6 protein-coding genes and 1 pseudogene are annotated in these 12,675 nt (G+C 45.5%); 6 read left to right on the forward strand and 1 reads right to left on the reverse strand.

Annotated elements, in window-relative coordinates:
* The first annotated feature begins 349 nt into the window (after positions 1 to 349).
* The 6 genes from FPZ49_RS34045 to FPZ49_RS34070 all read left to right on the forward strand — a co-directional run bounded on the left by FPZ49_RS34045 (position 350) and on the right by FPZ49_RS34070 (position 10,553).
* Positions 350 to 1,690, forward strand: a complete 1,341-nt coding sequence (locus FPZ49_RS34045; protein ID WP_144855044.1) for a spore germination protein — start codon at positions 350 to 352, stop codon at positions 1,688 to 1,690.
* Complete coding sequence (locus tag FPZ49_RS34050; RefSeq protein ID WP_144855046.1) at positions 1,687 to 2,760, forward strand: GerAB/ArcD/ProY family transporter; 1,074 nt, start codon at positions 1,687 to 1,689, stop codon at positions 2,758 to 2,760. The genes FPZ49_RS34045 and FPZ49_RS34050 overlap by 4 nt, the downstream gene beginning before the upstream one ends.
* Positions 2,757 to 3,845, forward strand: coding sequence for a Ger(x)C family spore germination protein (locus FPZ49_RS34055; RefSeq protein ID WP_144855048.1), 1,089 nt, complete (start codon positions 2,757 to 2,759; stop codon positions 3,843 to 3,845). The genes FPZ49_RS34050 and FPZ49_RS34055 overlap by 4 nt, the downstream gene beginning before the upstream one ends.
* A gap of 265 nt (positions 3,846 to 4,110) precedes the next feature.
* Entirely contained in the window at positions 4,111 to 8,442 is a 4,332-nt protein-coding gene (locus FPZ49_RS37360; protein WP_144855050.1) for a fibronectin type III domain-containing protein, read from the forward strand.
* Between the two features lie 275 nt (positions 8,443 to 8,717).
* A complete protein-coding gene (locus FPZ49_RS37200) occupies positions 8,718 to 9,179 on the forward strand; it encodes a hypothetical protein (protein WP_144855052.1) in 462 nt (153 codons plus the stop codon).
* Between the two features lie 258 nt (positions 9,180 to 9,437).
* Positions 9,438 to 10,553 (forward strand): amidase domain-containing protein, encoded by a 1,116-nt coding sequence (locus tag FPZ49_RS34070; RefSeq protein ID WP_144855054.1) that lies wholly within the window; start codon positions 9,438 to 9,440, stop codon positions 10,551 to 10,553.
* A 132-nt stretch (positions 10,554 to 10,685) separates the two neighbouring features.
* On the opposite strand, the pseudogene FPZ49_RS36270 reads toward FPZ49_RS34070, so the two are convergent.
* Positions 10,686 to 12,675, reverse strand: a pseudogene (locus FPZ49_RS36270) (hypothetical protein); the annotation flags it as partial.

Raw genomic sequence — 12,675 nt, forward strand, 5'->3', positions numbered from 1 at the left:
TCAGTGAAATCATCTGCGGATTTAGGAGCTGTGGCAGCCATTGCTACAGACGAAAACATCGAGAATGCCAATGCAAGAGAGAGAATGGAAGATACTTGTTTTTTCATATGTTGTATGGCCTCCAGGTTGTTTAAGTTTTTTGTTGTTGCAGCCGTCGTTCTTCTTGGCCACGAGATTGAGTATACTATGTGCTATACGATTTATCATGCTATAAATGTTGACAATCGTGTATAATTCTCACATGGAAACGCAAATACGCCCTTGAATCAAGGGCGATGTTTGTGTTTCTTCATTATATGCATCTAAATCGTACCTTCTGGGGAAAATGTCCAGAGAGGTGTGATACTTTATGTCGATTGAAAAATGGATTGCAGACTTGCCTATACATAACGAGCTGAACGCTTTAGAAATCAATACGCCTATCCAGACCTTTAAGCTTTACTACATCAACACGATCTGTGATCAAGCCAAAATTGAAAAGCTTCTAATAACCCCTCTCTACTCCATTCACGAGCAAGTAGAATACATCCAGTCCCTTTGTGTAAGTAACGAAGTCACTTCAACAAATGAACTCTACTCATACTTAATTAGAGGTAAAGCGCTAATCGTTTGTTCCGTTGCCGACTATTACTTTTTTGACGCAAACCAAGTACTTAACGACAAGCCTGGCGATACGACCATGGAAACGACGATCCTAGGCTCCCAGATTGCTTTGAGCGAAGAGATTAAAACCAATGTGAACTTAATTCGTCATCGGTACCCGTCCGAGGGCTTTCGATTAGAAGAATTCGAATTAGGGAAAGTATCCAGGACCAAGGCCATGATCTTGTATGACTTACATTTAGTTAACCCCATGGTACTAGCCGAATTAAAACGAAAGCTGTCCAAAATTAAAGTAGGGATGGTCCAAGCGACCGGACAGCTGGAGAAGCTCATTAATAACAAAAAGAGAAGTCTCTTTCCCACGATGATGATTACCGAAAGACCTGACAGGGTCGCCTTAAATTTATCGCACGGAAAAATTATTGTCATCCTTGATGGCACACCATTTGCCTTGATTTTGCCTGCAGTATTTTACGATTACATGTCAGCCATGGATGATTTGTATTTACAGTATTGGGTGTCCAAAGGGCTCATCTTATTACGCTATATCGCTTTATTTATTGCCATTACGCTTCCGGCCATATACATATCCGTGATTTCGTTCAATCCGGAATTTTTCCGCGTTCAGCTTACGCTCTCCATTGCAGGGAGCCGTGCTGCTGTGCCGTACCCCTCTTATCTGGAAGTGATCTTTATGCTCTTTATGATTGAGGCGCTGACGGAGGCCAGCATTCGATTGCCGAAATTTATTGGCGGGACAGCCACAACGGTCGGTGGGCTGATCCTCGGTCAAGCCGCCCAACAAGCGGGATTAGTCAGCAGCATCATGATTATTATTACCGCAGCCGTTACGATCTCAAACTTTGTCGTCCCTATCAACGCCATGAGCTTCTCCATTAGAGCCTTAAGGTATCCACTAATCGTTCTCTCCAGCTTATTCGGGCTGGTAGGGGTCATTGTCGGGTTGTTCTGTCTTATCTGCTACCTTGCCAACCTGCAGAGCTTTGGTCAGCCGTACTTAAAGTTATTCATTGACGAAGCGTCAACCAGCTTAAATTCGACTCCACCGAAGGGAATCGTTGAATGAATCGATATTTTTATTATCCCATCGCCATGTGTATGCTGATGAACACGATTATTTTTGTACCGAACATATTACTTGCGCGCAAGGAGAAGGGTGCCCTATTGGGCATGCTGTTAAGCCTGATTATCGGGCCTCTGTTGGGTTATATTTTTACAAAATCGTTTTCCCGGTTTAAAAAGAAGGGACTTCCCGAAGTATTATCGCAATTCGTCCCTAAATACGTCATGGTGCCTGTCCTAGCCTATTTAAGCTGTATGTGGTTTGCTGCCGGAAGCATTGTAATCGTAACCTATACCCTTGTTATTAAGCGCTATATTATGCCGGATATGCCTCAGGAGCTGTTGTTATTATTTTTTATGGCGGCCGTGTGTTATTGTGCATTAAAGCCAACAAGAACGGTACTGTATCTGCTTGAAGTAATCTTAATGATCAGCGTTCCTCTAATCGTTATTATTTTGGTGAAGGCCGTTAGTAACGAGTACTTGAGCTGGTATGCCATTTGGAACGTAGCTAGCGATTATGTGTTTACGGTGCCCAATACGGATGTCATGTCTGCGGCGACGTATATTTTTAGCGGCTATTTAAACCTGGTCGTGTTCAACAAAGAATTGGGCGGACAATTTACTCTAAAGCAATTCTGGGCGGTTCCTATCCTGGGCTTCGGGGTTCTGATGACGTCCTTTTTTATCCCCATTGGCTTTCATGGAACGATCGGGATCGATAACTACGTTTACTCCTGGATTTCTACTGCGGATTCGATGCGATCGGAGTTTGGATTCGTGGAACGCGTGATGTATTTATTTTTACTGTTGTATTTAAACCTATCACTGATTTTTACTACCGTTAGCTGGCATGTGGGATATCAATTAGCGAACAGCCTCTTCGCCAAGCGCGGCTTGATAGGGTACGTTCTGCTCGGCTTGATGATCATGATTACCATTGGGCTCATTCATTATTTTAGTGAAAAGGACTTTCTGACGATCGGAACCAAATGGCTAAATGTTCGATTGTACAGCGAGGTTCTTCTGGTGATGTTTATCTATTACCTTTCTAGAAAAGGGAAGCCCATATGAAAAAGCTGCTCCTTATTTTTATAATGCTGGTATCTACGACAGGCTGCATAAAAGTGGGGTTCAAGGATGTAGACAAACGTTTTTTTGTACTGGGCTTTGGGGTGGATAAAACGGAACATGAAAACAGCCCATATAAAGTGACGTTAAAGCTGGGAATCCCATCTTCAAAAATTGAGCCCGGCCAAGCCAAATCGCAGCTGATTACCCAAGAAGCCGACAATATTCCGGACGCGATTCGGATGCTCAAGTCCAAGGTCGATAAAGAGCTGGATTTTGGCCATGCCAAAATGCTAATCATCGGTGAATCCCTAGCTAAAGAGGACGTGAGAGCACCTATCGACTTTTTTATCCGACGAAGAGATATCCAGGAAATCGCCTTTGTGGCTGTGGGATCTCCCAGCGCAGCTGATATTCTTGAGGTGAATCCCAAATCGGAAATTCTGCCGGCGAATGCCTTATTTTTAAGCTTCGAGGAGGTTGCAACGGAATCGCCCTTTATTGTGACGGAGTATTTGTTTGATTTTTATCGGAGAATGACCGAAAAAGGGCTAGACCCCTACATGCCCATTATCAAAACCGAAAATAACTTGTACAACATTAACCAGGTCGGGGTTTTTGATAAGCAAAAAATGCGCGCGATTTTAACGCCGGAAGAAACAAGAGCATTCAAGCAATTGTTAAGGAAATTTGCAAAATCCAATGTTTCGGCCCGATCCAAGAAAGTAGATTTTTCGTTATCCATTGAACAGTTCAAATCCAATTTCATGTTCGATGCTAAGGATGAGAAAAAATTACAGATCAAAATCAAAATGAGAGGTATTGCCGAACAATCCAACGCCCCGTTGTTTCAAGCCGATTGGAGCGAATACGAAAAGCTGGTGGGAAGCGCTGCACGTGAACGATTTTTAGCCGTATTACAAACGTTGCAAAAAAACAAAGTCGATCCTTTGGGTTTGGGGCTGATCTATAGAGCACATCACTACAGTGGTGAGAAGGATTGGGAGAACTGGCAGGGGATTTATCCGAGCTTGAAATTTGACGTACGAGTAAATGTCAAAATGTCGGGTACGGGGGTTATTAAATAAAACGGATACGATAAGCCTCATCTCGGTTGAACCGGGGTGGGGCTTTTGTGTAGTCACGACCTTGTAACAACGATAATCATTACGTTAGATCTTGGCTCTGACACGTAATAATCTTAAGCGAACCGCTGTGTTCTCAATGCAAAGATTATTTTTTTAATCCCTACGTGCTTATAAACTAAATGTAAGTTCAGAAGGGGGGCATTGCATGAGCAATGATGGTCGGTAACTCACGCAGGCAAACAACTAAAGCATATAGGAGGACTCAATGAACGGGAAACGCTTATTAAGTATGATCGTCACATCGGCACTTTTCTTCAATTTATTATTCTCGGGGCTTCCTGTGTTCGTTCCGGCCGTACAAGCCGCCGATGAATACACAACCACCGATAGTATTAACGATGACTATGAAGGTATGACAGGCCGTACGGATCTGGAAGCGAGCGGCTATGCGATCACACCTAATCCGGGAACGTCTGCTAATGATATTACCGTTATTGATGCGAGCAGCATAGCGAATCCGACGGTGAACAACGATAAGACGGGTAAAGTGATGCAGGTTGTGGATACGGGCAGCAGCGACAGCAAATTTGTTCGGACCCTGCCTTCGTCTCTTACCGGCCTAGTGACCGTTGAATTCGATTGGCGCGTGGAAAAAATAGGGTTGGACAGCCATGGCTATAAGGTGATGCGTGTAGAAAATCAGTCTGGAGCTGCGCTGCTGGAGCTAAGGCTAAGCGATAGCGGGACGAACTTGTCTCAATACTTGTACAGCACGGGCTCGAATAAAAAAGTAGTGGCAGGCTATCAAAAGGACGTATGGTATCAAGTCAGACTTGAAGTCGATACGGTTGCGAAAAAAGCGCAAGCCTATGCACGAGCCGGTTCGACGGGCAGCTTCTTGACGGCCGGGCAATTTGACTTCTCAGAAGCTGCGGCCAGTTCCGCTGCGGAGGTTTCTAAACTTACGGGCTTTACCACCACGACTCAGACCTCCAGCATGTACTATGATAATTTGAAGGTGTACACCAAAGTAGCACGTCCAGCCGCACCGACAGGATTGACGGCTGTTGCGGGTAATGCAATCGTTAATTTGTCCTGGACAGCAACAAGCGGGATGAGCTATGCCGTTAAGCGTTCGGTTACTAACGGAGGTCCATACACCATCGTTCAGTCCGGTATTACAACAGGCTCTTACGTGGACAATGGGCTAAACAATGGCACAACCTATTATTATGTGGTGTCCGCAAGCAGTAACGGTTTGGAGAGTGCAGACTCCTCGCAAGCTGCGGCTACGCCGCAGCAGCCGCAACCGCCAGCCAAGCCTACTGGGCTGACTGCCGCCGCGCAAAACAGCCAGGTCAAATTGAACTGGACTGCGGCAGCCGGAGCCCAGAGCTACACGGTTAAATATGCAACGGTTAGCGGTGGTCCTTACACCTCTGTCGCAGGCGCTGCAACCAACTCGTACACCGTAACAGGTTTAACGAACAATACACCGTATTTCTTTACGGTTTCCGCCGTGAATGATGTCGGCCCGAGTGGAGACGCAGCCGAGGTACAGGCCACACCGGTGCAATCGCCGCCGCCGCTGCCGCCTACAGGGGTAAAGGCTGCTGCAGGCGATGCAAAGGTAAACGTGTCTTGGAGCGCGGTAAGTGGAGCAACCAGCTACAATGTGAAACGGAGTATGAACGGCCAGAACTTTACGACGGTGGCCGCAGGCGTGACAGCGACGAGCTACTCCAATACCGGCTTGACTAATGGTACGACCTATTACTACGTTGTTACAGCTGTCAACCTCGACGGGGAAAGTGTCAACTCAGCGGTTGTCTCCGCTGCACCCACACCGGTGGATGCTTCGAGTCCTACGTTATCCAAAAGTGGAGGCTGGTTTGAAACCGCCTATGTGGAATGGGCGCCTGTAAGTAATGCTCAGGGCTATAACGTATATGTTAAGCCTGTAAATGCATCGGACTCTCAATATGTACAACTGGATACTCAATTAATCCGCCGTTATCCTGCAAACTGGAGAGCTGACGCTGTAGGGCTTGCAGCCGGAGATTATGTAATGAAAGTGGAAACCGTACTGCCAGATGGTTCCAAAGCAAGTGCTGTTTCCGACATCCTATCCGTAGAAAAGTATGATAGATCCGGATTTGCTTTTTCATCTCAATCACCATTTAAAACGGGTTCAGGTGCTTACAATAACGACGGAACACTGAAGAGCGGCGCTCAAGTTATATATGTAACGTCGGCGACTGCACAAATAGTAACGCTTGATGTAATAACCAGCAGCAAAGGTACTACAACAAAAGGCACGGGTATAGGCGGAATTTTAGCCCTAAGGCAAAAAGGCTATGATAAAACACCGCTCGATTTCAGATTTATTGGAAAAGTTACAAAAGAGGATATGGGTGGAACAAGTGGACAGCTCAACTCCACTGGTTACCTTGAAGTAAAAGGTAATTCAGCTTATACCGAAATGAATATGACGCTTGAAGGCATAGGAGAAGATGCTTATGCGTATGGATGGGGCTTCCTGGTAAGAAATGCCGGCAATGTGGAATTGAGAAACATAGCCATGATGAGATTCCCTGACGATGCTTTCTCAATGGACACAAAAAATGTTAATATATGGGTCCATAATAATGATCTTTTCTATGGGGATGCAGGAAGTGATGCTGACCAAGTGAAAGGGGATGGTTCAACTGACATTAAAGGCACCTCGACGTATGTCACCATCTCGTACAATCACTACTGGGATTCCGGAAAATCCTCTCTGTCCGGTTTGAGTGAGCCATCTGAATATTTTGTAACCTACCATCATAACTGGTTTGACCATTCAGACTCTCGTCATCCGCGTGTAAGAGTAGGGACTATTCACGTTTATAATAACTACTATGATGGCGTCGCAAAATATGGGGTTGGCGCTACAACGGGAAGTTCCATCTTCGTTGAATCCAATTATTGGAGAAATGCTCATGATCCAATGATGATTTCTTTACAAGGCACGGATATTCGAGATGGTGTTGCGAACGGCACATTCTCCGGCGAAAACGGAGGTATGATTAAAGCCTACAATAATATAATTGATAATCCTAATAGCCTTATTTATGCTAATTCTGATGCAGGAACAGCTCCGGCGAATACAACATCATTTGACGCTTATCTAGCATCGTCAAGAAATGAAGCGGTTCCAAGCTCATACAAAGCATTACAAGGCGGATCGACTTATAATAACTTTGATACCTTGATCGAAACGGCAGTAAATCCAGCTAACATCGATGACGTAAACAATATTCCACAAGTTGTAACGGCAAAAGCCGGACGTCTAAATCATGGCGACTTTACTTGGCAATTTGATAACTCAGTCGATGACGCATCGTATGTCGTGAATACAGCACTGAAGAATAAAACATTAAATTACACCACTCAGCTCGTTTCTGTAGGAGGCAATTCAACCGCTCCGACGCCGCCGGCATCAACGCCAGCACCATCCGTACCAGGTTCCGTCGTTGCTTCCGCGGGCGATGCCAAGGTGACGCTTTCTTGGGCCGCCTCAACAGACGCAGCCTCTTATACCGTGAAGCGAAGCACTAGCCAAAACGGTACGTATATAACGGTTGCTTCTAATGTACCTGGGACATCTTACGTCGATTCAGGCTTAACAAATGGCACCGCTTACTACTATGTTGTATCAGCAGTGAATGCGAGCGGCGAAAGTTTGCCGTCGAATCAAGTAAGCGCAACACCTGCAGCACCTGTCAGCAACACGCTGAGTATATCGCTGCCAAGTGTACAGCCTGTTGCCGTAGGCACAGCCTTTAACATGAAGTATGGCTTGATCAACGTCTCGAGCGCTATTTTTGCACAAGATATTACGATCCTTTTCGACCGTGACAAAATAGAGTTTGTCTCTGCGGAGTCTTTGAAGGCTGGAATATCCATGATTCAGGTGAAGCAGGATACACCGGGCCAAGTTCGTCTGATCGTGGCCAGCTTGGGCCAAACGGCTGCGGTTTCGTCGGATGGGCTGTTGATCCAGCTGAATTGGAAAGCCAAAGCCCTTTCGCAAAGCACAACGACAGCGATCACGGCTCAAAATGTAGGGCTGGCGGACAGCAGCGGAAATATTACACAGGCTGCAGCTGCGTCTGTAAATGTTCAGCTGGTAAGTGGAGCCAATGTGACGGCATTGCAGGCCGCCATTACAAATGCTGAAACGTATCAAAGCTCCGCAGTAGAAGGGACGGGCGTTGGCAAATACCCTGCTGGATCCAAGGCTGCATTGCAGGCTGCGATCGATTCGGCGAAGGCGGTTTTGGCGAACAACACCTCGACGCAGCAGCAGGTAGATGGAGCGGCAGCCACACTGAATGCGACGCTGGATTCATTTAAATCGAGCGTAATTAAAGCCATACCAGGCGATTTGAATGGCAATCAAAAAGTCGATGTAGGCGACCTTGGCATGCTTGCTGCGGCTTATGGACTTAGCTCGAGTCAAGATGGCTGGAATGACAAAAAGTATATGGATTTTAACAGTGATGGCGTCATTAATATTATTGATCTAGCCTATTTGGCTAATCTTCTTCCGTAAAAAGGAGGGGAGGGCGATCCTCCCCTCGTGGAATGAACTAGAATAGCAAAAAACTTAATTCTGAAGTTTTGACCACAAAAATTAGAGAAAATATTTTTAGGCTGCCTATTGGGCGTGGATCCGGTGTTGTACTGGGCTCATGCCCTTTAATTTTGCATTAAATCGTGTGAGATTTTATTCACGACTTAGCACTGAAAAAAACATCATAAAAAAAAAATGAAATGGGGCATAGTAAAAACGCGGTAATTACTTTAATTCAAGGATGGTGTCCGTAAGTGCAAGATTGGAATAAGAACAATGAGTCGAATGGGAAGAAAATGAAATCCGTACGGTTTATAGCAAAGCAAATTGGTGTGCTGGCATTAGGATTTTCCTTGTTAGCTTGCATGCCGAATACGAGCATGGCGGCAGCTGCGCAGGGGCCGGGCCCAGAGAAAGGCGGAGGCTTTGGCGAACGCAAGGAGAAAGGCGAAGGCTTTGGCGAACGCCGAGAGAAAGGCAGAGGCTTTGGCGAACGCAAAGAGAAGGGCGGTAACGAAGGTCCTGGTGGTGGCAAAGAAAAAGGCAATATCCAAGGACCTGGCACAGGTCCAGGCGGAGCTCAAACTCCAGCCCCAGCCCCAGCCCCAGCACCGGCCCCAGCCCCAGCCCCAGGTGGCGAGGAAAAAGGTGGAACACCTCAACCAGCTCCTGAAGGGACCAAGGAAAAGGGTGGTAAAGAGAAGGGGTCAGAATAAGAAGCTAGTCAAAGCTGCTTAAATTGAAAGGGATCATCCTTCTATGGGGATGATCCCTTATTTTAACTTGGATGCGGCGAGAAAATTTTTTGGAATACATCCAACTGGTGGTGGGAAACTATTTTCTAGGATTGTGATTAGGAATATCCAGCACTACCAAACTCAAATTGAGAATCCGTAACACAGAAAATATAGATGCCCCAGAAACTGTAAGCATTTTAAGATCACCCCAAAGAATTTTTTGGAGGACTTGTAACAATGAAAATGCTTAAGGCTCTTCTTGCTACATTAGTAATATTGACGTTTAGCTCCATACCCTCATTTGCTGAGACGGCATCTTCCACGTTTGCCTATGATTCTTACCAAGCCGCTATTGAAGATAAAGTTGAAAATTTTGTTTGTAATGCGTACGATTCATTCTACAAAATCAATGCCATTTCCTTATCGATCTCTGATCTTTCGGTCAACAATAATGTGATCACAGCAGAAATTGCCGTGTCGATGAACAAAACGCTTAAAGCCAAATCCATCGATGAAATTCCTTATGCGAAGGGCCTGAAAAGCAAATCAGATGACCTCGAAGCCGTGCATGATGTAAATGCAGCTGATGCAAAGGACTACGTCAACCTTCGTAAGAAAGATCTGGTCGGATACATCGGTGCGGCTCAGGATCAAAATGACAAATTTAGAATTACAGCTAGCGTTGTTGATGGAAAACTGGATTTGAACAACGCCAAATTCGAATTTTTGAATGGCCTCGTGGATTGGGTACCAGCTACAGCCTTTATCCCCGCTAGCGAATCAGCCATGATTCAAATGGGCTATTCGGATGTGGAGGAAGGTATTAAAGTTATCAGGAAGGGCAAAGAGAAACAGCAAGCGGCTGCAGTTCAAGCTCAAAGCGTCACATATAATCGTCTTGCTGCGAGTGCTTATGCCAATTCATATACATCTGAAGTGGTATCAAGACCCTACTATGACCATAGATACTGGAATCCGAATTATGCACGGTATGAAAACGATTGCGCCAACTATGTTTCGCAAGCGATTTATGCTGGAGGCATCCCACAGGATTTTACCTGGAGGCCTGGGTATACAGCTTGGGTTAACACGGGTTTAAACATTTCTGGTGGACTCACAGATTACATGGTCCATTCCAAGGGCTATTTCTATAAGACCACAAAAATGGGTGTATCTGCAGGCGGATTTATCATTGCAACCACCCACTCTCACGCTATGTTCGTCGTAGCCAACGACGGGGTAACTCTGCTCCTTAGCTCACATACCAAAGATAGAAAACAAGCATCCTTCGCTGATTTCGACTCTTCGTTTAAGTACTACTACATCAGCTCCACAATCGTAAGCGTCAAATAGCCCACAGAGGAAACAGAAGAGATCAGAAGTGGATGTTAGGATTGTGCCTAATACTGCTGCAGTCGGTTTAAGGAGAGAGAAAGAAAAAAAGGCGAGTGGCCGCTATGGACCACTCACCTCTGTTGAATTTACTTATTGAACGTGAATTTCAGTTTGTGCTTGCTGACCATTCATAGCTGTAGCTGTCAGGTCAAAGCTTGCTACGTTAGTGCCGATTACTACCGTACCATCAGTATTAATCGTAACTTTGTCGTTGTCGGTTCCCGTAGCAGCACCCTTCAATGTTACGTGCTGTGCAGTAAACACAAGACCAAGGTAGAAGTTGTAGCTGTTTACGTCGCTGCCGCTGATGCTGATACCATACTGATCTGTAACATTCAGGTTCATCAAACCATAAGCGAGCGATGGAGCAGCCTTGTAATCAAAGTCGTTGGACAAGTTATAAGTGTTTTTGTCTGCAGTGACAGTGACTTGTACCTTCTTGTTAAGAGCTTCAACTTTGGTAACTGCTGGCATATCGGACTTCACAGTCACGGTTGTAGTAGCTACTTTCGCATTGCCTTTTTGATCCGTGTAGCTTGCGGAAATCGTTGCTGTACCTGCTTTGTTACCGATGACATATACTTTGCCGCTGCCTGTTGCGCCCATTTTAGCTACAAGCGGGTTGGAAGATGTGAACGACTTCACGAAGTCAGCCGGAATCGCTACAACATCGCCACTTGCATTTTTAACTGTGAAATTCACGCGGCGAGCAAAGTCGCTGCTTGTAGGAGAAATGATGCTGTCTTTGATATCAGCCGGAGCCGAAAGATTCAGATCGCTATCGATCACGTTGAACAAGTCTCCAACTTTGTTCAGCGAGTAAGTCAGATCTTCAGTTGTTGTTGTTCCTGTTAACGTTTTGTCAAGGGATGTGATTTCTACAGGTGTACCGCCATTGACGGACTTGCGAATCGCAATGTGCAATTTGCCTTCCTTGCCAGCAACGGAATCATTTGCCCATACTCTCAAGCCTTGATTAAATTGTTTGAAGGAATGTGCATCCCACTCATTAGCACCTGTGTAAACCGGGTTGTTAAGAACTGCATTTGGATCTCCAGACGTTGCATAAGGATTTTCAGCGCTATCGTTTCTAGTAATCTTGAAGTTATCGCCGGTCATTGTCACAGCCACATCATAGTTTACGTTGGTACCGATATTGCCGCTTCCGTTGGATGCAATGTTGCTATCCATTTGTTGCCCGTATTGGTCATAAACTGCATATTGGAAGCTGCTGTAGCTGTTTGCCATATAAGCTTTAGCCGGAGCTGCTACTTCTTTAATGCTATCTGGAACGCGTACATCAGATACAGTATACGTTTTGCTATCTGTGCTGTTCGCATTCGGCGTAGCAATCGTCGCAGTTACCGAAATCATGCTCTTGGAAGGTGCAGTAATGTTCGTCAAGTGGATCGAACCTCTGTGAGCGCCCGAGTTCAAGATTTGAGCATCGTAGCTAGCGCCATTCACGCTAAGAGTGATTCTGGAACGGTTCGTGTCGCTTGTCAGGTCATCTACGCTAAGCGCGTTGCCTTGTGCGTCGAAAGCTACAACTGGGATATATACGTCTTGGTCGCCAGAAGCAATGATGTTATTGTAATCGCCCAATTGAATCTTGTTAGCAACCTTTGTGGATTGAACCGTTACTTTACCCGTTGCCATTGCAGCCTGATCGGATACCGTAAAGCTGTAATCGCCCGGTTTGTCCATATCGTCAATCATCGTAACTTTCAGTTCAGGAATGTTATTGCCGTTGTCTTCGATTTCAGTCTTCACGTTCTTCGAATCAATGTAGTTATTCCATACAAAGTTCACTTGGCTAGCATCGAAGTCTTTCGAGTTATAAGCAATATTATTTCCGTATTGATCATAAAGATTCAAATCAAATTTCGCTGTGTCGCCTTTACCAGTCAATGCTTTTGCAGTGTTCGAGTATTGTACGTCACCCAGCTCAAGCTTGGACAGGAACGGTGTTTGACCCAGCTTGAAGTTCTTCTGAGCAGTAACATGCTGATCATTGTTAACTACATTCACGGAGACCATAGAAACGCCTGGCGTGTTCGTCTTGCCATCCATCAGGGTA

The organism is Paenibacillus cremeus (assembly GCF_007786445.1).
GTDB lineage: Bacteria > Bacillota > Bacilli > Paenibacillales > NBRC-103111 > Paenibacillus_G > Paenibacillus_G cremeus.

Excerpts from the sequence above, each read along its gene's own strand:
- FPZ49_RS34045 (WP_144855044.1), top strand. The coding sequence starts at position 350 with ATGTCGATTGAAAAATGGATTGCAGACTTGCCTATACATAACGAGCTG.
- FPZ49_RS34050 (WP_144855046.1), top strand. The coding sequence starts at position 1,687 with ATGAATCGATATTTTTATTATCCCATCGCCATGTGTATGCTGATGAAC.
- FPZ49_RS34055 (WP_144855048.1), top strand. The coding sequence starts at position 2,757 with ATGAAAAAGCTGCTCCTTATTTTTATAATGCTGGTATCTACGACAGGC.
- FPZ49_RS37360 (WP_144855050.1), top strand. The coding sequence starts at position 4,111 with ATGAACGGGAAACGCTTATTAAGTATGATCGTCACATCGGCACTTTTC.
- FPZ49_RS34070 (WP_144855054.1), top strand. The coding sequence starts at position 9,438 with ATGAAAATGCTTAAGGCTCTTCTTGCTACATTAGTAATATTGACGTTT.